This is a genomic window from Streptomyces sp. NPDC051555 (assembly GCF_044454405.1).
Classification (GTDB): Bacteria; Actinomycetota; Actinomycetes; order Streptomycetales; family Streptomycetaceae; genus Streptomyces.
The window spans coordinates 1-19,868 of record NZ_JBITDP010000043.1 but is presented as its reverse complement, the minus strand read 5'-3'; the positions used below and the strand labels follow the sequence as shown (position 1 = coordinate 19,868).

The window sequence follows — 19,868 nt, the reverse complement described above, 5'->3', positions numbered from 1 at the left end:
CGGCAGGGGCCTGGATGCCGGACAAACAACTGTGGTCAACAGGGGGTTGGGCGTGGGACGTCCGGAGAAGCCGCTTGACCCGGACGGCGGACGGACGGCGCTCCTCGCGGCCGGGCTGCGCGAGCTGCGGGAGCGAGCGGGGCGTCCCGGCTACCGGGTGATGGCCCAGCGCGTCCACTACTCCGCCAGCACGCTCGCCGAGGCCGCCAAGGGCCGACGGTTGCCGTCGCTGGAGGTCACGTTGGCCTATGCGACGGCCTGCGGGGGCGATGAGGCGGAGTGGCGGACGCGGTGGGAGGCGGCGGCCGACGCCGGCGGTGAGACGGTGCGCGAGAGCGCGGCGCAGCCGTGCCCGTACCAGGGTCTGGCGGCCTTCCAGCCCGAGGACGTCCTGTGGTTCTTCGGCCGTGCGGAGATGGCCGGGCGGCTGCGCGAGAGGGTCGAACGGCTGCCCCTGGTCGGGCTGTTCGGGGCCTCCGGCAGTGGGAAGTCCTCGCTGCTGCGAGCCGGGCTGGTCGGCGCGCTGGAAGCGGACGGGGGCGCCGCGAGTCGCTGGCGGACCATCCTGATGACCCCGACGGCTCACCCGCTGCAGGAGTTGTCCGACCAGGTGGCGAAGTTGTCCGGCGGTGACGCCGGGCGGTTGAACGAGGAGTTGACGGCCGATCCGGCTGCCCTGGACATCGCCGTGCGCGGCGCGCTGGCGGCGGGCCCCGCCGATACGCGGCTGCTGCTGGTGGTCGACCAGTTCGAGGAGATCTTCACCCTCTGCGCCGACGAGACGAAGGCATTCCGCTTCGTCGACGCCCTGCTGGACGCGACGCACGGTCCCGGTCGGCGGACCACGGTCGCCCTCGGGGTACGCGCCGACTTCCTGGGCCGCGTCACCCGGCACCCCGGGCTGACCGAAGCCCTGCGCGACGAGGCCCAGATTCTGCTGGGGCCGCCCTCCCAAGCCGAGCTGCGGGAGATCGTGGTGCGGCCGGCCGCGCGGGCCGGCATGCGGTTGGACCCGGAGCTCGCGACGGTCGTACTGGCGGACGCGGCCGAGCAGCCGGGCTCACTGCCGCTGGTCTCGCACGCGCTGCTGGAGACCTGGCACCAGCGCACCGGCGAGGAGCTCACGGCGGCCACCTACCGGGCCTGCGGCGGTGTGCGTGGCGCCTTGGCGCAGACGGCGGAAGGGGCGTACCAGCGGCTCGCGCCGCAGCAGGACCTCGCCCGGCGGATCTTCCTCCGCCTGGCCGCTCTGGGCGAGGGCACCGAGGACACCCGCCGGCCGATCGCCCGCGCCGAATTGTCCGGCCTGGCCGCCGACGACGCGCTCGACGAGGTACTGGAACTGCTGGCCGGGGCCCGGCTGATCGTGCTGGACGGGGAGGTCGTCCAGCTCGCCCACGAGGCACTGATCCGGGCGTGGCCCCGGCTGCACCGCTGGCTGACCGACGACCGCGCGAGCCTGCTCGTGCACCGGCGGCTGACCGATGCCGCCCAGCACTGGCAGGCGCTCGGCCGGGATCCCGGTGCGCTCTACCGGGGCACCCAGCTCCAGACCGCGCGGGCCTGGGCGGCGGAGCACCCGGGCGAGGCCAACCAGTGGGAGGCGGAGTACCTGCGGGCAGGTGCGGAGCTGGCAGCGGCCGAGCAGGCGGCCGGGCGGCGGCGGACCCGCCTGCTGCAGCGGCTGGTGGCCTGCACAGCGGTGCTGCTGGTACTGGCACTGCTCGGCGGCGGCCTGGCGTTCAGCCAGCGCCAGGACGCCCAGCGGCGCCAGACGGCCGCCCTGGCCGGGGAGCTGGCCCTGAAGTCCCGCTCGCTGCTGGGGAGCGACCCGGCGCTCGCGGGGCTGCTGGCGGTGACGGCCGCCCGGATGCACCCGGACGCCGAGACCCGGGGCGCCGTCCTGAGCGCCGCCGCCGTGCCCCACCGCACCGAATTCGGCACCCCCGGCGTGCCCGTGTACGCCGTCGACTTCAACCCGGACCGCACGCTGCTCGCCTCGGCCGGCGGCGCCGGATCGGTGATCCTCTGGAATCCGGCGACCGGTACCAAGGTGGCCGAGCTCGCGGGCGGCCAGGGCCTGATGCAGCAGGTGCGGTTCAGTGGGGACGGGCGGCTGCTGGCCTCGTCAGGGATCGACGGCACGTCCGGCTCGGTGATCGTCTGGGACGTGGCGCAGCGCCGCCAGGTCACCCGGCTGGTGGAGGACGGCGGGGGCCGGGGTATGGCGTTCAGCGCGGACGGGCGGCTGGTGGCGGCCGGCACGGCGGGCGGCTCGATCGCGCTGCACGACCTCTCCACCGGCGCCCGTACGGTCCTGGCGGCCGGCCCCGCCCAGGTCACCTCGCTGGCCTTCAGCCCGGACGGGGGCCTGCTGGTCTCCGCCTCCGGCGCCGACGGACCACAGGTGTGGGAGGTCGGAACCGGCCGACGGACCGCCCGACTGGACGCCGCCCGTTCCGATTCGGTGGCCTTCGGCGCGAGCGGGCGGATCCTGGCGGCCTCGGCCGACGACCACGGCCTGAGCCTGTGGGACCTGAGCGGCCCGACCCCGGCGGCGATCGCGCCACCGGCCCTGAGGGCCTCGTACGCCTGGACGCCCTCCGCACCGGCCGGGGACCGGATAGCGGTGGCGGACGAGGCGGGCACGGTGCGCCTCTGGGACTTCCGGCGCGGTGTGGCGCTCGGCTCGTACCCGGACCGGGGGCGCAGCGAGACGGTATCGGTGGCGCTCAGCCGGGACGGCGGCACGGTGGCTTCCGCCGGCTACAACGGCACCATCGTGGTGCACGACCTGGCGGCCGAGCCGTTCGGCGGCTTCAGCGCGAAGGTGACCGATGTCCGGGTCAGCCCCGACGGCGCCACGGTGGCGACGGCAGGGAGCGACGGTGCGGTACGCCTCTGGGACCGCGCCGGCAAGCCGGTCGCCGTGCTGGACGGCCATCAGGACGAGGTGGCCGCGGTCGCCTTCAGCCCGGACGGCCGGCTCCTGGCCGCGGTCAGCCGCAACCGCCTGGTCACCCTCTGGGACACGGCGGAGCACCGCAGGCTGGGCGAGCCGCTGGGCCCGTTCGGCTTCGGCTCCGCGACCGGCGTCGCCTTCGCGCCCGGGGGCAGGCTGCTGGTGGTGGCAGCGCTCGGCCTGTTCGCCTGGGACGTCAGCACCCCGGCCGCGCCGGTGGACGTCACCGCGCGCTACGCCTCCCGGCTTGCCACCGCGGTGGCCTTCCACCCCTCAGGGGACCGGCTGCTGGGCGTGGGGCCGTCGGGAAAGCTGACCAGCTGGGACGCGGCCTCGGGGGCGCTGCTGAGCCGCGACGACACCGGGCAGGGCGCGGTGCAGACACTGGCGCTAAGCCCGGACGGCAGCGTGCTGGCCACCTCCGGCGACGGCCGTACGGTGGCGCTGCGCGACGGCCGGACCGGTCGGCAGACCGCGCTACTGAAGGGGCACAGTGCTGCCGTCCAGACACTGGCTTTCAGCCGGGACGGGCGGCGGCTGGCCTCGGCCGGCGACGACGGTACCGTGATGGTGTGGGACGTCGCGACGCGGAGCAGGCTGGCCACCCTCACCGGTCATACGGCGCGGATCCGGGGCCTGGCCTTCACCGCCGACGGCGCACTCCTTTCCGGCGCCGAGGACGGCCGCGTGGTCCGCTGGCCGCTCGACCCCGGCCCCGCCGCGGTCGGCATCTGCCGGTCGGCCGGGCGGAGCCTCACCCGGGAACAGTGGGCGGACCACCTGCCCACGGTGCCGTACCGGGCCTCCTGCCCGTAACCTTGACTCCGAAGCTTCTATAGATCGTCAAGCTGAGTACCATTTCCACCAGCACAAACGCCATTGCCTGACGCAACGTCACTGACACCACCCACTGACACGGAATCGGCGCATCGCACGGGAAGGTCGCTCGTCGAGTACCTCCCCGAGGGGACTGAGCACCGGACCGGCGTGTGGCTGGCCGACCAGCGCCAGCGCCGCGACCGGCTCGACGTCGAGCAACTGCGGGCGCTGGCCGAACTCGGGGTCGAGTGGGCGGGGTCGGCTGTGTGAGATCCCGGCATCCGCAGCCGCGGCCGGGCGTCACCGCGTACGCCCCGCGCCCCTAGCCGGTCCGGCCTGCTGCCGGTGGGCGGGGACCGCGGCTTCTGTCGGAGCCTGCTGTCCGAAAGCTGCGGCGGCGGGTGTCGTGGTGGAACGGGAGCGGGCCGCCGCCCCGGACACCCGGACCCGCACCGGGGACGCGGGCGCGGGCGGCTCCGAGGGGGGGTCGTCAGGGAGTTCAAGGTCGCGTCCACGAGACGGCCGCGCAGCGGCGGCACCCGCGGCCTCCTTGAAGGAGGTGTCGTCCTGCAGACGGGCCAGGTGCACGCCGAGGAGTGCGGGGCCGCCCTGGTCGCGGATCTGGTTCATGCGGGCCGCGAGCAGGGGCCAGGGGCGGAAACCGACGAGGAGACCGACCTGGGTCTCGGGCAGCACATCCTTGACGACGCCGACGATCGCGGAATGCGCGAGCACGCCGAGCTACTCCAACGCTTTCGCGCAGTCGCGGAGGTCCAGGTCCCGGGGCACGCTCAACCCCTCGGTCAGCGGACCCCAGGACCGCTTCACATCCCGGCTCGCGGGCGGCGAGCCCCATGGGCACCCAGAGATCCGAGCACAGGAAACGACACCGGCCTTCAGCAGACAAACGACAGGCCGTAGCCGAAGGAGCCCAGCTCAACGCTCGCGCCCTGGTGCACACTCATATCGCCAGGCAATAAGGGTCCATGGCGCCCATCACCTAAGCAACGAAACGACATCACAAGTTCCACCTCAGTAGTTACCTCGTTAACAAATCGCAAAATGCGCTCGGATTGAGCAAGTACTAACCTGGTTTAGAGAAGTCGGAGGTTCCGCTGGAAGCAGGGAGTGGAGCTATGGTTATGGATGTCAACGGACAGTGGGGTCTAGCCCAAGGTAACGGGCATAGCGTTATTTTGACAGTAGGCCAAGATTCAAGCGGTTACGTCGACGGTACTGCGCACATCGACAATTCGCCTGGGATAGAGCATGTCACGGGCCAAGTAACTGATAGCGAGATCTCCTTCTCAGTCGGGCACGGGATCTACATCGGTAGCTTCAACTTCCAGGGCCGCCTCACGGGTCTCACAATCGACGGCCAGAACGGAGCAAGCCAGTCCACTTGGTTCGCAACCAAGTTCTTCAGCTCCCTGTAGTGGCGGACACGGCGTTCCTCTGGATCACGGACCGGCCTCACTGGCCGAGGTCTGATGCTTGGGCGGGCCGGTGGCTACTCCCGAGGGAATCGGGCACTGAGTGCGAAATACCGCTTTCATGGCAGGGCCCAACCAGACAAACACCACCTCGTGTCAGCGCCACAACCCCGGCCTCCACTTCCATGTCAGTCAGCACACAGCCCCCACATACGCCTGCCCTGCGGAAGGCGCGCTGACCTGACGGAACATCACCGCCACACGCCAATGACACCAAAGAGGCTCATCGCATCTCGCGACCCTGTCCTTATCGCGAAGTGGATCACCTACCAGGTCATCGACACCGCGCGCGTCGACTGGCGGCGCGGAGCCGAGGCCGCACTCCGCTACCAGCAGCGCACCGGCGACTCGACGTCCCCGACGACCACCAAGAGGACGCCTACCCGCTGGGCGGTGGCTCTCCGACCAGCGGCGGGCCTATCGGGCCGGGGCCATGAGCGGGGAGCGGGCCGCCGCGCTGGAGGAGCTCGGCATCGTCTGGGACACCGCCGACGCCTACTTCGCCCTGCACCGGACCCTCGCGGCCCCGCCGCACGCCAGCGCGCTGGACATACCCGTCGGACAGTAGCTCACCAACATCCGCCGGCCCGCCGCTCGGCAAGGACCCCGGCCGCGCCGAGCGGCGGGCCGGCGAACTCGCCGCGATCGACCCCGACTGGAACCAGTGCGAGCTCGGGTGGACCCTCGACTGGCAGCGGCACTACGCTTACCTCGCCCAAGCCCTCGCCGCTGGGGCGCGGCTGCGGGACATCACCCCGGGGGTCAGTCGGCACGGCCAGGACATCGGATGCTGGCTCACCACCCAACGACAAAAGTGGGAGCGGCTCAACGTCGAGCAGCAGCGCCGGCTCAGCGAGCTCGGCGTGACCAAGGCGCTGCGGGCACCGCGCCGTCACCCGCCGAAGAAGCCGCCAAGGGAGGCGGGTGCCGCGGCCGGGCGGGCCGAGGCGGCCTTCGAGACCGGTGGCCTGCCGGGCCGCGGGCATGCCGAGGAGCTCCCCGACGGGACCACGCACCGCACCGGCATCTGGATCGTCAACCAGAAACAACGCCGCGACCGACTCACCCCCGAGCAGCTCGGCGTACTCGCCGACCTCGGCATCCCCTGGGCCACCCCATAAGCACCCGAGACCCAGGACAGGCGCGCCGCCGGGCCAGGGACGCCGATCTGTGCCGCTATCAGTCCCAGGAGTTGAAGAGCATCGCGCCGAGGGTCTTCGGATTCCAGTGCTTGACCTGCCTGTGCTCGGCAGCTGCCAGCGCAGCGGTGTCCACCTCAGCCGCTGGCGACAAAAGCTGCGCTGCGTCGAGGACGGTGAAGCCGAAATCGGCGAGGGCGGCCGCCCAGGGTCTCTCATCCATCGAGAATTACGGACCGGTGAGCACGTTCTGGAACTGCAATGCCCCCAACGGCGTGTGGTGGAACGAGGTCGAGAACAGCGACGGCAGCTGGAACATGGTCAACCAATTGGGCTGGTGCCTGACCAACTACAACGACACGGTCTACGTCGAACCCTGCAACTCCGGCCGGGACCAGACAAACTGGTTCCAGCGGTGGTACGAGACCAAGACGAGCACAGGTTGGAAGCTCACGAACCGCCAGACTTGGCGCGTTCTGGACAGCAACGGCAAGGGCGGCAAGGTCTACACCGGCCCGGATTACGGCGACAGCAACTCGTACCAGCGGTGGCACTGACCGGACGGTCGTATCTCCTGTGGCGGTGTACCTGCGTCGAGTATCTCGTGCGGCACGAGGGCGTCAGCCTGGTGCCGCACGACCGCCCCACGGACCGTTCGGCGTCTGCTCGGCTGACCTCGCCCGGTTGGCACGCCGCACGGTGGCCCGCTCTGGCAGCCTTTCGGCTGCGGCCCGGTTCCATTGAAGCGGGCCACGTCCTCGACGGCCACGTCCTGGCGCAGGCGCACGTAGCGGAGCGGATGGCGCCAGACGCCGCCGCGGTCCACGGAGGTGTCGGCGCTGACCTCCGCGACGAGCTCGGGCTGGACGAGCGTGGTGTCGAGGACGTCGCGCGTGCCCCAGGCCGAGGAGACTTCGCACCGGTCCACGGGTGGCCGGGGCTGGCCGAGGTGAGATGCTCGGCGAGCTCGCTGGTCGCGTCAGGGCGCAGCGGTACGGTGCGGCCGACGGGGTGGAGGCGGCGGCCGGAGGCATCGTGACGGCCCAGGAGAAGGAGCCCAGGGCGGTTGAGGGTGCCGGTGATGGCGCCGATGATCGCCTCGGTGGTGTTCCTGCGCCTGATCTTGGTCCGGCCTCGGGCTCAGGGCCCGGTAGTGCTGGTTCAGCCTCTTGAGGACCAGACCCTCGACGCCGGGGATGTGCGTCCAGCGCTCCATCCACTCCTGGGCCGTGACCGGGTCGGTGGTCTGCGGGCACAGCGTCCGTGGCGAGGTCAGCTGCCGGGAGGCGAAGAGGACCTCAAGGCGTCGGCGGCGCTCGGCGTAGGGCAGAGCAAGGAGCTTGGTGCCGTCGATCTGTAGGGCGTCGAAGGCGATGAAGAAGGCCGGGGTCTCCACGGCGAGCGCGGCCGCGGTCCGGCCGCGGGCGGCGGCCCTGCGCTGGAGCGCCTCGAAGGACAGCCGGCTGACCGCGGTGTCCCACACGACGAGCTCGCCATCGACCAGGCCGTCGGGCAGCTGGGCGGCGGCCGCGGCCAGGTCCGGAAACCGGTCCTGGATCAGGGAGCCGCGCCGGGTCTGGAAGCAGCCGGCCGCTGGGGCCGGTGGGGGTGAAGAGGATCGCGCGGTGGCCGTCGCACTTCTGCTCGGCGGCGAAGCCGCTCGCCAGGACGCCGGAGCCGCGGACGTACTCGGCGGCCTGAGCGAGCATCGGCTCGAAGGGCGGGCTCAAGACCACTCGGGATGGCCTCCCCTCCGCCGCGTCGGGCCTGACCCCATCAGCCTCCCCGGCTGACCGAGGTGCCACGCGGCGACACGGCCACAAGACCCTGCCGCGTCAGGCTCTCGAGCGAATCGGCTTCTGCTGCGCCGCGACCGCCGCGCGTGACTCCCGAAATGCTGTCGAAATGCTGCTTCTCGACCTGAATCAGTAGAGGATACGAGGGCCGGGTGGCGTAGCAAGGTGCGCGCCAGTCTGCCGGGGCCGGCAGGCGCGCACCGGGTCAAGCCGCGGACGGGGAGGCTTCTACTCCGGGGCTATGGCGGTGTTCGGCGTTAATGCGCCGGGCCCCTTCGAGCTGGTCTTCGAGGATGACGATCCGGCAGGCCGCCTCGATGGGGTGCCCTGGTCGACGAGCTCGCGGGCTCGGGCGGCGATGCGCAGTTGGTAGCGGGAGTAGCGGCGGTGTCCACCCGGTGAGCGGAGCGGGGTGATCAGGAGGTGCTCGCCGATGGCGCGGAGGAAGTTCTGGGTGGTGCCGAGCAGTTCGGCGGCCCGGCCCGTGGTGTAGGCGGGGTAGTCGTCGTCATCGAGACGGCCGAAGGAGTCGTCTGCGGTCATCGCACCTCTTTCGGGAACGTACGGAGGGGCCCGGGAGCGTGTGGCTCCCGGGCCCCGAAGGAACTGCTACACCATCTGCCGGCCTTGGTCTTGCGCCGACCTTCTGTTTCCGCCGACCCGACCTGAACTGCGTCGGGGATGCGGGGATCGCGAATGCGTGACCGGAGACCACCTCACTGTCGATGTCCTGCGGTACCCGGACTCGCGTGGCGTCCGGGCGATCCTGATGATGCTTCGGTTCCTCCGTTCTTCCCTCTGGTGATCAACTGCTTACCAAGCGGGGGACTGCATACTGCTGATACTGCGAACTGCGGGTACTTCCTTTACCGCGAACCGCTTGTAGTGCTGTGGCCCTTCCGAGCGCCACTTCCGGCAGCCAGCCCCGTCGCCCGTCCTGCATCTGCTCTGGCTTAGAACCCCACTGCCGAACCTCCCGGTGCGCGCGCCCCCAGCCGACGCCTTCACCGAGGTACCGCTCACTGACTTCACTGCTGGGTACTGCAACCACTGCGTTAACTGCGGTACTGCTTCATGGCGGCCCCTGATCACTGCGGGCCACCCGGTCCGGCCGTCAGCCCCGTCGCCCGTCATGCACCAACCCTGGCTTCGAAACTCCACCACCGCACCGTCCTGCGCACTGCACCTACGAGTACTGCGTGTACTACTGCCCGGCAGTTCGTCTCTGCCAGGCCCTGCGGTCCTTCTTGGTTACGAGAGAAACCATAACCACACCACCACCCAATGTCTACTCCAGCCAGCATAGGTTTTCATGGGTCCGGTGGAGAGGTAATCGATCCCGAAGAGGAGTGGTGCGCAGTGGGGCATGCCGGGTTAACCCTCATGGGGCGGGGCAAAAGCGCTGAGCGGGAGGTCTCGATGCTGGCGCTGCTCCTGCTCCGGTCGGCGCTGGTGCATGTCAACACCCTGCTCCTCCAGGACATCCTGAGTGAGAAGAAGTGGCAGAAGCGGCTCACCCATGCCGACCGGCGGGCCCTGTAACCGCTGTTCTGGACCCATGTGAACCCCTACGGCCGGTTCGAGCTGGACATGAACTCCCACCTCGATCTCGCCGCTGCAGCGGCCATGCTGCCTGGCCCCCGCACCGCGCCCGACCCGCGGGCTTCCACCCCGCCCGCAGCGCCCTCACGCTCGACTGCGGGGGGGATGAGGAGGTCAGGCCGGAGTCTTTTACTGAGGGGCGTCGATCAGGACGCGCCCTCGACCGCCAGCGTCGATGCGGTCGTGGGCCTTGGCGATGTCGGCGAGCGGGAAGCGGTCGCCGACATCGACGGTGAGGGCGCCGACGGCGGCCGCGGCGGTGAGGTCGCGGGCGGCCTGCCGTCTGACCTCGGCGGGGAAGTCGTCGCTGCCGAGCAGGCGCAGGGTGACGTTGTTGAACAGCAGGGTCCAGAACGGGATCTCGGTGCGGTCGTCGCGGGTGGCGTAGGCGGCGATGACCGCACCGTTCGCGACTACGGCGTCGTCCAGGTCGGCGTTGTCGGACAGGGCAACCTCGATGATCCGGTCCACGCCGTCGGGTGCGTGGGCGCGGATCGCGGCGGCGGGGTCGCCTGAGTCGAGGGCGACGGCGTGGGAGACGACTGCGGGGTCGATCCGGTTCAGTTCGGTGCTGCGGCGGACGGTGCCGATGACCGTGGCGCCGCCCCAGCGGGCGAGCTGGGCGGCCAGTGAGCCGACCCCGCCGAGGACGCCGTTGACCAACACCAGTTTGCCGTCGACGGGACCGTCGCCGAAGACAGTGCGGTGCGCGGTGATACCGGGGATGCCCAGGCTGGCGCCGAGATCGTCGGACAGGTGGTCGGGCAGGGGGACGGCGAGGTCGCCGGGGACGACGGTGTACTGGGCGGCGGTGCCGAAGGGGCGGTAGGACTGGGCGCCGTACACCCACACGCGCGTCCCGACGCGGCGCGCGTCGACGCCGTCGCCCACCGCGTCGATGATGCCGGCGGCGTCGCTGTGCGGGATAACCCGCGGATAGGGCATGGCCGAGCCGGTCCAGCCCCGCCGCTTCTTGGTGTCGCCGGGGTTGGCGCCGGAGACGGTGACGCGGACGCGGACCTCACCGGGGCCGGGGGTGGGGTCGGGCAGCTCACCGAACTGGAGCACTTCGGTGGCCGGGCCCTGCTGGTCGTACCAGGACGCAAGCATGTTCAGTCCTTCCGATCACGGGTGTGGGTCTGCGGGTGGGGCTGTTCGTCCGCTGCTCGGCTGCCGTCGCCGTCGCCGTCGCCGTCCAGGATCTCGTGGAGCCAGGCGCGTTCGGCGCGGCTGGTGGCGCGGGCGGTGAGCAGCATGCCGCGCTGGTAAGGGTCGGTGACCTGCTCGGCGCGTAGCGGGGTGTCGCCGTCGTAGAAGAAGCTGGCGGGAGTCTCCAGGAAGTCCAGGCGGCGGCGCAGTACGGCGTGCTGCTCGGTGCTGTCGGGCAGCAGCGAGAGGAACGCCAGGATCGTGAACCAGCGGGAGAAGTCGGTGATCTCGTGCTCGGCAGGTTCCCGGAGCCGCCGCAGCATGTCCTCGCGTCCCGCCGCGGTCAGGTTCAGCACATACCGGCCGCCGCCCGCCTCTGGTGCGGGGCGCCGTTCGATCAGCCCGGCCTTCGTCATCCGGTTGATCGCCGGGTAGAGGGTGCCGTCGCTGACCGGACGGCTGTAGCCGGTCAGGTGCGTGATGCGGCGGCGCAGCTCGTGACCGGGCAGGGGGCCTGCGGCGAGGAAGCCGAGTATCGCGAGTTCAAGCATGACTCCAGGATCTCACATCGAAACGATGTGTACATCGTTTCGATGTTACGGTGGATACGGAGACGCCTCCTCCGTACCCCTGCTCGGCCAGCCCGGGTGGGCTGGCCGCCCGGCCACATAAGGAAGAAGATCATGACTGCCGCTACCCCCCGCCAGGCCCGCGTGACCTCCACCGACGGAACAGAGATCGCCGTCACGGTTACCGGCCAGGGCCGCCCCCTCGTCGTCTCCCCGGGTGCCCTCAACGCAGCCCAGGACTGGCAGCTCCTCGCCGACCTGCTGGCTCCGCACTTCACCACCTACGCGATCGACCGCCGCGGCCGGGGCGCCAGCGGCGACAACAGCGAGCACACCGTCCAGCGGGAGGCCGACGACATCGCGGTCGCTCTCGACCTCGCCGGCCCAGACGCGATCCTGCTCGGCCACTCCTACGGCGGACTCGTCACCCTCGCCCACGCCCTGCATCAGCCCCCGGCGGCGTTCATCCTCTACGAGCCCCCGATCCCGCTGGGCGGCCCCGTCGGGGGCGACGCTCTCGCCTCCTTCGAGGAGGCCGTCCAGGCAGGCGACCTCGACCAGGCCCTCACCCTCGGGCTGCGGAACTTCCTGAAGTTCCCCGACGAGGCCATCGAGGAGTTCCGCCAGACCCCGTTCTGGGCCATCCGCGCGTCCATGACCCCGACATGGGCCCGCGAGATGCGCGCGATGGACAGCTTCGGCGACGACCTCACCCGCTTCGCCACCCTCAACATCCCGACCCTCCTCGTGATCGGCGAACTCAGCCCCCGCTGGCTGACCGACGTCTCCCACCACCTGCACCAGGCCCTGCCCGACGCCCGCCTCGTCGAGATCCCCGGCGAAGCCCACGACGCCTTCCTCACGGGCCCCCACGCCCTCGCCGACGCCATCACCACCTTCGCCGCCGACCTGCCTCACTGACTGAATTCGACGCCCGGCTCTCACAAACGGTCGTTTCTGACAGTGCCGGGTACCGCCGCGCCCCTTTGGCGGACGGGATATCGGAGGTGCGCCGGGAGTGGGGAGTGTCGTACCGTGGGTGAGTTCCGCTGCCGAGTCCTCGGCGGCAGTGTTCGGACCTCCTGTTCCGCGATCTTGAGGTGATTTCATCCCCCAGGCCCTGTAGCCGTCCGCGTTACCCCGCGTTCTGAGTGTCTCGAACGTGTCCGGGGGGCGGACGTCGCGCTGGCCTGAGCCGTGTCACCCCCCCCCGTAGATCCCTGTTGTTCCCCGGGTGCAGCTCTGCCGTCTGCCCCGGGTTTCGTCATGTGCGGCCCCGGTGCGGCTTGCGGTGAGCTCCCCGATTCCTTGAATCAGGAGTCCCACCGTGGCTTCCCCCGCGCTCGGCAACGAGCCGCAGCACACCACCGACCCGGTGGCTCACGCCGCCTCCAGCAGCGCCTCCAAAATGTCCCTGGCGGCCAGGATCGCCCTCGTGGTGGTCCTGGTGGCCGAGCTGATGGACGTCCTGGACCAGTCGGTCGTCCTCACCGCCATCCCCACCCTCCAGCAGTCCCTCGGCGCTTCCCCGGCCGCCGTGCAGTGGCTGACCGCCGGCTACGCGCTGACCCTCGCCGTCGGGCTCATCACCGGCGGCAGGCTCGGCGACACCTACGGGCGGCGCACGGTCTTCCTCATCGGCACCGCCGTGTTCACCCTGGCCTCACTACTGTGCGGCCTCGCCACCAGCGCGGGCATGCTCATCTCAGCGCGCGTCCTGCAAGGAGGCGGCGCAGCGGTGATGATCCCGCAGATCCTGGCCACCCTCCACGTCACCTTCGACGCCGCCGACGCCAAGCACCGCAGCCGGGCCTTCGCCCTCTACGGCGCGGTCCTGTCCGTCGGCGCCGTCCTGGGCCCGGTCCTGGGCGGCGTCCTCACCGAGGCCGACCTGCTCGGCCTGGGCTGGCGCCCGATCTTCCTGATCAACGTGCCCATCGGCCTCGCCGTGATCCTCCTCGGCGGCACGTTCATCACCGAGTCGACCGCCCCGAAAGCCGCGCGCCTGGACCTCACCGGCATGCTGCTGTCCGCACTGGCCGTCGTGCTGATCGTCTTCCCGCTGACCGAGGGCCACACCCACCACTGGCCGCTGTGGTCGTTCGCCATGCTCGCCGCCGGCCTCCTGCTCCTCGGCCTCTTCCTGCGCCACCAGCGCGGGAAGGACGCCCCGCTCGTCGCCCTGTCCCTCTTTCGGGACAAGGCGTTCACCGGCGGCCTGGCCGCGCAGATGCTGATGGGGCTGCTGTCCGGCCTGTTCTTCATGACCTGGACGCTCTACCTCCAGCGCGGCCTGGGCATGAGCCCGCTCCAGGCAGCCGGGGCATTCGTGCTGATGGCCTGCGGTGAGATGGGCGGCGCGGTGATCGCGATGAAGACCACCGGCCGCCACGGACGCCGCGTACCGCAGACCGGAGCCCTCTTCGCCGTCGCGTCGATGGCGCTCTACGGGCTCCAGACCAGCAGCCGCCAGGGCGACCTGACCCTCCTCGCGATGGCGGTACCCCTCCTGCTGCTCGGGCTCGCCTTCGGCACGATCGGCGGACCGCTCGCCGACATGTCCCTGGCCAAGGTCCCCAACGAGAACGCCGGATCCGCGTCGGGCCTGTTCAACACCGCGGTCCATCTCGGCATCGCACTCGGTACCGCGCTGACCGCCCCGGTGTTCTTCTCCGCCACCGGCGGCTCGCCCGACGCCGCGGTCAACCGAGACGCGTTCACCGGCGTGCTCTGGTGGGTCGGCGTCGCCTTCGCCCTGATGTGGGCCCTGATGTTCTATCTGCCCAGGCGCACGAACAGCCAGACCGACTGAGTCGCCCCGCGTCCGTCCGCGACCGGATACCTGGATCACTCCTCTTCGTCGGCGCCCTCGGGCACATCCGGGTCGCGGAAGGGCCGCAGGCCCTGGCCGGGAGCGCTGGCGGTGATGTGGAACAGGTAGCGGCCCAGGAAATTGATCTGCCGGTCCTTGAGCGGGGAAAGACGCGCCCGGGCCCTCCTGAACACGCGCTTGGGCAGCACCCGGGACCCCAGCCGTCGAGGAAATCGGCCAGGGCGCGGCGCTGCTCTTCCTCGCGGGCGAGCTGCCCGGCGAGGACGTCGGGGGCGATGTAAGGGGTCGGCGGCGGCGAGCACCCGGCGCTGGAACTCGGCCGACTCCAGCGGTTTTGGCCTCGCGGGCCCGACAGCGGCCTGCGGCCCGTGACCGGCGAGCGCCAGCCAACGCGTTCCGCGACATCCGGCCGGGTGAATTTCCTTCGCGTACGCGGGCGCAGTTCTAGCAGCACGATCAACTTGCCTTTCTTCAGATGTTATTGACATGATTTCAGGCGTTCTGGCATGTTCTGTCGACCACCTCCGGCGAGAGTGAAAAGGGTGATCTCATGCGACGAACCGAGTACGACGCGGGCCAGGCCGCCAAGCGCCTGAAGGTGACCGCCACGGCATTCCGCTGGTCCCTGCACACCAGCGTCATCCCCGACCCGGACGCGTCGTCCTTCCAGTGGTCCCGGGCCGCCGTAGAGGTCCTGGACTCCGGTGCCATCCGGGCCGCGATGCCCTCCCCCGCGATCTCCGGCAGGCGGCGGACCGGATCGCGCAGGCGCTCAGCACCCCGAACGTGGTCGGCCAGAGGGCGAAGGTGACGGCCTTCGTGGTGCGGCGGTTCGTCGGCCGCGGCCTGCTCGTCGGCCGCGGCCTGCTCGTCGACCTGAGCGCGAACCCCGAGGGGACACTGCACCACCCCGGCCAGGTCACCGAGGTCTGCCAGCGCGGGGACCTCGCGGACCTGACCGCCGCCGACACCCCCCTCGGACCCGAGCAAGCCGCCTCCCGGCTCCGTGTGCGCCGCGCCGACTTCGACCACATGGTGCGGCTCGGATGGATCCGCTCCACGCAGTCAATCGAAGTCCGCTTCGGCACCAGCAGGGCCGGAGCCGTCGACATCGCGCTCTACACCACCGCGTCCATCGACGCGATCGTCCCCACCCACCCCGAGATCGACTGGGAACAACTACGCGCGGTGGACAAGGGCCAGCGCTCCCCCCTCGCCGACCTCCAGACGCAGCTGGCCTAACCACCCCGGCCCGGCCCGGCTCTGATGGACGCCACCTCTTCCCGTCCTCGTGCGCCGGCTCGTCCTCGTACGACGGGCGGCTTCCGCGGCCAGCTCGGCCTCCAGGGCGCTGATCGCGCGTTCGGCGAGCTTCCGCTGCCAGTCCAGCCATGTCAGGACGGCCCGCCAGCTCTCCAGCCACGCCTACAGGCCGCTCACGGGGACCGCGGCCCGGGCTCGGAGACGACGAAGTGCGTGCCGCTCCAGATCACGATCAGCCCCCGCACGCCGTCCGGGCCGCTCTCAGCCGCGCGGAGCAGCTCGATGCGTCCCGCCGTGCTCCAGTCACGCTCCGCCCAGTACGAGTGCGAGCTGATCAGGCACGACAGCCGGATCAGCTCTCGCCGCAGCTCCGCCGCCCCCACCGCGGGGCGCACAGCGAGCCGGTTGTAGACACTGCCCCGATCGCAACCGGTACTCCGTCCGAGTGGCCCGCGGCCAGGGCGTGCCTGCATGGGAGAGCCCCGCTGCCCCACCATCGCTCCTGCCCTGCCTTGCCCGGCCCGCGCGACGGCGGGCGTCCGCGACTGAGGCGCCGACGCGGCGTGCGGCGGAGCGGTCGCGTGAGCGCACGTACACTCGGCCTATGAACCGCACACGCGTCACGGGGGAATGCCTGCCGCAGGCAGCTCCCGCCACGCGTGCGGCTTCCGCGGGCCAGGCGGGTGTCAGCCCCCGGACCGCCGCCGACGTCCAGGCACCTACGGTGGGCCGCGGCGTCCTGCACGGCCACGGCTAGCGCTTTCCCCACCGCGCCCGGGGCCCGGCCCTTCTCGCATCACCTCCCACGATGGCCCCTGCCTCCCCACGGCCCGGCCTGATCACCGCGCCCCGCCCGGCCCCGTCGCCTCGCGGGGGCGACGTAGGGCTCCCCCACCACCATCACCGCGGTCCCGACGTTCGTCCGGGGCTGTCGCCAGGCGAGGGCCGCACACCGGCCGTAGCCGTCCTGCCCTTCGAAGGAACCACCGTGAAATTGAGCGGTTTGCTGACCGGCCATGAGCACCACGTCATCCAGGGCGACACCGAATCGACGGGGATCAGCGCGGGCCCCACCTTCGACGTCGACCGGGTCGTGCCGGGCTCGCTCTTCATCGCCGTACCGGGCCACCGCGAAGGCGGCCCCGCCGCCATCGGCGCGGCGCTCGCGCGCGGTGCGGTGGCCGTCTTCGTCGACGAGGCGGGAGCCGCCGACGTGCCCCCGGGCCCGGAGATGCCGCCCGCGGCCTGCGTCGTACGGGTGTCCGACACCCGCAAGGCGGCCGCGGTCGCCTCCTCCCGCTACTTCGGCGAGCCCGGCCGGCAGATGGACATGATGGCGGTCACCGGGACCAACGGGAAGACCTCCATCTCGTACATGGTCGAGTCGCTGCTCAGGATCTCCGAAGGCGCCGTGGTCGGCGTGATCGGTACGGCGGGCAGCCGGATCGGCGACGAGGTGATCCCGATGCCGCCCACGGTGCTGACCACCCCGGAATCGCCCGACCTGCAGTACCTCCTGGGCCGCATGAGGGACGCGGGCACCGCGAGCGTGGTGCTGGAGGCGACCTCGATGGCCCTGCAGACGTACAGGATGGACCGGACGTTCGTCGACGTCGGCGTCTTCACGAACCTGACCCAGGACCACCTCGACGACCACGGCACGATGAGCCGCTACACGGACGCCAAACTGCGCCTGTTCCAGGGCCTGTGCCGGCACGCGGTGGTCAACGTGGACGACACGGTAGGAGCCGGTATCCCGGCGATGATGCCGGGCGCGGTGACGACCTACGGCCTCGACACGGACGCCGACTTCCGGGCCACGGGCCTGATCGCCGACGCCTCGGGCACCCGGTTCACGCTGCACCACGCCGGCCGGGAGTACCCGGCGTCCATCCCCGTCCCGGGCCGGTTCTCGGTCTCCAACGCACTGGCGGCCGTGGCCGCCTGCCAGGTCCTGGGGCACGACCTGGACGGCCTGGTCACCGCACTCGCGAAGATGCCACCCGTACCGGGCCGGTTCGAACGCTTCGTAACCGCCGCCGGCACCTCGGTGATCGTGGACTACGCACACTCGCCCGACTCCCTCGACAAAGTGCTCACAGCCATCCGCGGATTCGCCCGCGGCAAGGTCATCACCGTCTTCGGCTGCGGCGGGGACCGGGACAAAACCAAGCGCGCCGAGATGGGCCGCATCGCCGGAACCCACTCCGACCTGTGCGTCCTGACCTCGGACAATCCCCGCACCGAGGACCCCGAGGCGATCCTCGACCAGATCACCCCCGGCATCGAGGCCACCGGCACCCCCTACGAACGCTCCGCCGACCGGCGCCGGGCCATCCAACTCGCGCTGGCCACCGCGCAGTCCGACGACATCGTCCTGATCGCCGGAAAGGGCAGCGAACCCCACCAGATCGTGGGCGAGGAACTGCTCCCCTTCAGCGACATGGCGACCGTACGCGACCTCGCCTCCCGCCTGTCCCCCTGAGTCCGGAGCCGGAGCCGGAAGGAACCCCAGGACCGGGGAACGGAGCGGACCACCCAACGGGCATCAGGCACGCCCCCGTGAAACGGGGCCACCGGCCACAGCCGCCGGTCAGCGAACTCGAGCAGGCGTGCTGCTCCTGGCCTGAGCCTCCTCCCCCATCGTCATCCGGCAGAACACCGCCAAGCTCACCCCGGAAGGCGGAAGCCGTCCAGCTTGATCATGTAGTGGTGCCGGTGGAGACTCGCGGGCTCGCGCCGCGCCCGCACCGTAGGGAGGTTTGAGCCGCGAACGCCCGACGCCGAGCACCGAGCGGGCTGCGACCTGGGCTGAACCGGTCTTGGCTCACTTCATGGACCTGTCGGGCTTTCGAGGAGGTAGGGAGCGACGAAGCCCCGGTAGGCGTCCCTACGATCGGAGGGCAGGTCCTTCCAGCCAGTGACCCGGCCACGGCACAGGGCAGTCCCACACCGGCACCCGGCCGGGAAGTGTTCGATGGTGTAGTTGCGCATCGCGTAGTCGAAGGTGATTTCCTGGCCGGTCATGATGGGGATGCGGGCGAGCAGGTCATGAGCGCCGGACGCGTTGAGGCCTATTCCGCAGTTCGGGTCGCAGGCGTGGTTCACCTTGGGCACCAGGCCGCCGTGCCGTACAAAGCGATGCCGACCGATCTGGGAGGCATGGGCATCGTTGCGGTCGAGTTCGGCCTCAATGACACCGGCCAGAACCATCTCTCCCGCCCGGAAAGACCGCGTGGCGAACACCCCGGCCCCTTTGCCCACAGACTCCCGCAGCTCCGTCCCCGGGCCTCGGACCGTCGCCCCCAGCGCAGTCGGCCCCGGAATGACAAAGTCTTTGCGGTTCATGAAAAGCCCTTCGGTCGGTCGGGCGTAACACTGCGCGAGGCGTCAGCGACGGGCTCCGGGTGACACCGGAGCCCAGATACATGAGACGCAACCGCACCGGCCTTCCGCACACCAGCCGAATACAGGACTGAACAGTCCAAGCAGTCCGGAAAGCTCTCCCGGCCCTGCGACTGCGGGCCGTACGTCCCCGCTTCGGTGGACCGGCACCAGCCATGCCGCTGGGGGCTAAGCCGCTTCCAGAGGCGCCCGCCACTCGGCATCCCGACTGGCCACCTATCAGTCCGTAAAGTGGCCAACCAGAAATCGACGCGAGCGCACGACCTGCGCCTCTGCACCGCTGGCTGGCCACCTATCGGCCGTGGTCACATAGGTGTCCGATGGCGTCGAGATCGACCGACCCCCTCCGAGCCCACGTGGGCACGGCCTTCAGCTGTTGGTCGGCAGCGGCTCGACCACAGCACCGTCGATCTGTTGTGTGGCCTCGGCGGCGTGCACCTCAAAGGCAGTGACGGAACCGCCCGCGCGGTCAGTGATCGTGTGCGAGGCCATCTCGGCGCACGGCTGGTCGAGCCGGTCGTAGGACCAGCGTCGACCACACTCCGGGAAGTGGCACTATGATCGACCGGCACTCCCGGTCAGTGTGGGCCCGTGATCAGGGCAGATCCCCCAATGGATCTCGCACAGGGGCGCTACGTCAGGGGCGACCACCGTGCGGCCCGCGCCGTCCGGGCAGCCGAAGGCGGCCGCGACGGCCCGGGGCACGGCTCTGCCAGACCGCGGGCCAGGGGGTGCCCGCAGGACTAGGCCGTGTCTGATGGCTCTTTGATGAGGTCGCGGAGCCAGATCACGATGGCTGCTGTGGCCAGGGTTCCGTTGAAGATGTAGTCGCGTTTGT

Annotated in this window: 19 protein-coding genes and 2 pseudogenes; 11 read left to right on the top strand and 10 right to left on the bottom strand. The window is 70.7% G+C overall.

Annotated elements, in window-relative coordinates; all coding sequences use genetic code 11:
- The first annotated feature begins 52 nt into the window (after positions 1–52).
- Both ACIBEA_RS41630 and ACIBEA_RS41625 read left to right on the top strand, forming a co-directional pair.
- Positions 53–3,778 carry a hypothetical protein gene (locus ACIBEA_RS41630; protein WP_399269241.1) on the top strand — a complete coding sequence of 1,242 codons (3,726 nt, stop codon included), beginning with the start codon at positions 53–55 and terminating at the stop codon, positions 3,776–3,778.
- Positions 3,779–3,841: 63 nt separating this feature from the next.
- The gene (locus tag ACIBEA_RS41625; protein ID WP_399269239.1) at positions 3,842–4,051 is read left to right on the top strand and encodes a hypothetical protein; all 210 of its coding nucleotides are present in this window, start codon (positions 3,842–3,844) and stop codon (positions 4,049–4,051) included.
- Between the two features lie 30 nt (positions 4,052–4,081).
- On the opposite strand, the gene ACIBEA_RS41620 is transcribed toward ACIBEA_RS41625, so the two are convergent.
- On the bottom strand, positions 4,082–4,516 hold the full coding sequence (locus ACIBEA_RS41620) for a hypothetical protein (protein WP_399269237.1): 435 nt from the start codon (positions 4,514–4,516) through the stop codon (positions 4,082–4,084).
- A 999-nt stretch (positions 4,517–5,515) separates the two neighbouring features.
- Between ACIBEA_RS41620 and ACIBEA_RS41615 the strand changes: the two genes are divergently transcribed.
- Positions 5,516–5,842 carry a helicase associated domain-containing protein gene (locus tag ACIBEA_RS41615; protein WP_399269273.1) on the top strand — a complete coding sequence of 109 codons (327 nt, stop codon included), beginning with the start codon at positions 5,516–5,518 and terminating at the stop codon, positions 5,840–5,842.
- 295 nt (positions 5,843–6,137) lie between these two features.
- Positions 6,138–6,395 (top strand): hypothetical protein, encoded by a 258-nt coding sequence (locus ACIBEA_RS41610; protein ID WP_399269235.1) that lies wholly within the window; start codon positions 6,138–6,140, stop codon positions 6,393–6,395.
- 58 nt (positions 6,396–6,453) lie between these two features.
- Here the strand turns inward: ACIBEA_RS41610 and ACIBEA_RS41605 are convergent, their stop codons facing one another.
- Positions 6,454–6,636: a hypothetical protein gene (locus tag ACIBEA_RS41605; RefSeq protein ID WP_399269233.1), complete on the bottom strand. Its 183-nt coding sequence runs from the start codon at positions 6,634–6,636 to the stop codon at positions 6,454–6,456.
- Positions 6,637–6,688: 52 nt separating this feature from the next.
- Here ACIBEA_RS41605 and ACIBEA_RS41600 point away from each other — a divergent pair, with 52 nt between their 5' ends.
- Positions 6,689–6,970, top strand: a complete 282-nt coding sequence (locus ACIBEA_RS41600) for a hypothetical protein (RefSeq protein ID WP_399269231.1) — start codon at positions 6,689–6,691, stop codon at positions 6,968–6,970.
- Positions 6,971–7,392: 422 nt separating this feature from the next.
- Here ACIBEA_RS41600 and ACIBEA_RS41595 read toward each other — a convergent pair whose 3' ends face one another.
- Positions 7,393–7,950 carry a hypothetical protein gene (locus tag ACIBEA_RS41595; RefSeq protein ID WP_399269271.1) on the bottom strand — a complete coding sequence of 186 codons (558 nt, stop codon included), beginning with the start codon at positions 7,948–7,950 and terminating at the stop codon, positions 7,393–7,395.
- 464 nt (positions 7,951–8,414) lie between these two features.
- Positions 8,415–8,752 (bottom strand): annotated as a pseudogene (locus tag ACIBEA_RS41590) (MerR family transcriptional regulator).
- A gap of 876 nt (positions 8,753–9,628) precedes the next feature.
- Between ACIBEA_RS41590 and ACIBEA_RS41585 the strand changes: the two are divergent.
- On the top strand, positions 9,629–9,751 hold the full coding sequence (locus ACIBEA_RS41585; protein ID WP_399269229.1) for a hypothetical protein: 123 nt from the start codon (positions 9,629–9,631) through the stop codon (positions 9,749–9,751).
- A gap of 189 nt (positions 9,752–9,940) precedes the next feature.
- Here ACIBEA_RS41585 and ACIBEA_RS41580 read toward each other — a convergent pair whose 3' ends face one another.
- Positions 9,941–10,921, bottom strand: a complete 981-nt coding sequence (locus ACIBEA_RS41580) for an NADPH:quinone reductase (RefSeq protein WP_399269228.1) — start codon at positions 10,919–10,921, stop codon at positions 9,941–9,943.
- A 2-nt stretch (positions 10,922–10,923) separates the two neighbouring features.
- Positions 10,924–11,511 (bottom strand): PadR family transcriptional regulator, encoded by a 588-nt coding sequence (locus ACIBEA_RS41575; protein WP_399269226.1) that lies wholly within the window; start codon positions 11,509–11,511, stop codon positions 10,924–10,926.
- A gap of 132 nt (positions 11,512–11,643) precedes the next feature.
- Here ACIBEA_RS41575 and ACIBEA_RS41570 point away from each other — a divergent pair, with 132 nt between their 5' ends.
- Both ACIBEA_RS41570 and ACIBEA_RS41565 read left to right on the top strand, forming a co-directional pair.
- Complete coding sequence (locus tag ACIBEA_RS41570) at positions 11,644–12,450, top strand: alpha/beta fold hydrolase (RefSeq protein WP_399269224.1); 807 nt, start codon at positions 11,644–11,646, stop codon at positions 12,448–12,450.
- 406 nt (positions 12,451–12,856) lie between these two features.
- On the top strand, positions 12,857–14,341 hold the full coding sequence (locus ACIBEA_RS41565; RefSeq protein ID WP_399269222.1) for an MFS transporter: 1,485 nt from the start codon (positions 12,857–12,859) through the stop codon (positions 14,339–14,341).
- A 35-nt stretch (positions 14,342–14,376) separates the two neighbouring features.
- Here ACIBEA_RS41565 and ACIBEA_RS41560 read toward each other — a convergent pair whose 3' ends face one another.
- Positions 14,377–14,550: a hypothetical protein gene (locus ACIBEA_RS41560; RefSeq protein WP_399269220.1), complete on the bottom strand. Its 174-nt coding sequence runs from the start codon at positions 14,548–14,550 to the stop codon at positions 14,377–14,379.
- Between the two features lie 362 nt (positions 14,551–14,912).
- On the opposite strand from ACIBEA_RS41560, the pseudogene ACIBEA_RS41555 reads away from it, so the two are divergent.
- Positions 14,913–15,604, top strand: a pseudogene (locus tag ACIBEA_RS41555) (hypothetical protein).
- 194 nt (positions 15,605–15,798) lie between these two features.
- On the opposite strand, the gene ACIBEA_RS41550 reads toward ACIBEA_RS41555, so the two are convergent.
- A complete protein-coding gene (locus ACIBEA_RS41550) occupies positions 15,799–16,020 on the bottom strand; it encodes a hypothetical protein (RefSeq protein WP_399269217.1) in 222 nt (73 codons plus the stop codon).
- A gap of 209 nt (positions 16,021–16,229) precedes the next feature.
- On the opposite strand from ACIBEA_RS41550, the gene ACIBEA_RS41545 reads away from it, so the two are divergent.
- Positions 16,230–16,382: a hypothetical protein gene (locus ACIBEA_RS41545; RefSeq protein WP_399269215.1), complete on the top strand. Its 153-nt coding sequence runs from the start codon at positions 16,230–16,232 to the stop codon at positions 16,380–16,382.
- Between the two features lie 231 nt (positions 16,383–16,613).
- A complete protein-coding gene (locus ACIBEA_RS41540) occupies positions 16,614–18,110 on the top strand; it encodes a UDP-N-acetylmuramoyl-L-alanyl-D-glutamate--2,6-diaminopimelate ligase (RefSeq protein WP_399269213.1) in 1,497 nt (498 codons plus the stop codon).
- A 347-nt stretch (positions 18,111–18,457) separates the two neighbouring features.
- On the opposite strand, the gene ACIBEA_RS41535 is transcribed toward ACIBEA_RS41540, so the two are convergent.
- Together ACIBEA_RS41535 and ACIBEA_RS41530 are read right to left on the bottom strand one after the other, a co-directional pair.
- The gene (locus ACIBEA_RS41535; RefSeq protein ID WP_399269211.1) at positions 18,458–18,973 is read right to left on the bottom strand and encodes an SET domain-containing protein-lysine N-methyltransferase; all 516 of its coding nucleotides are present in this window, start codon (positions 18,971–18,973) and stop codon (positions 18,458–18,460) included.
- A gap of 426 nt (positions 18,974–19,399) precedes the next feature.
- On the bottom strand, positions 19,400–19,522 hold the full coding sequence (locus tag ACIBEA_RS41530) for a hypothetical protein (protein ID WP_399269209.1): 123 nt from the start codon (positions 19,520–19,522) through the stop codon (positions 19,400–19,402).
- Positions 19,523–19,868: the final 346 nt, after the last annotated feature.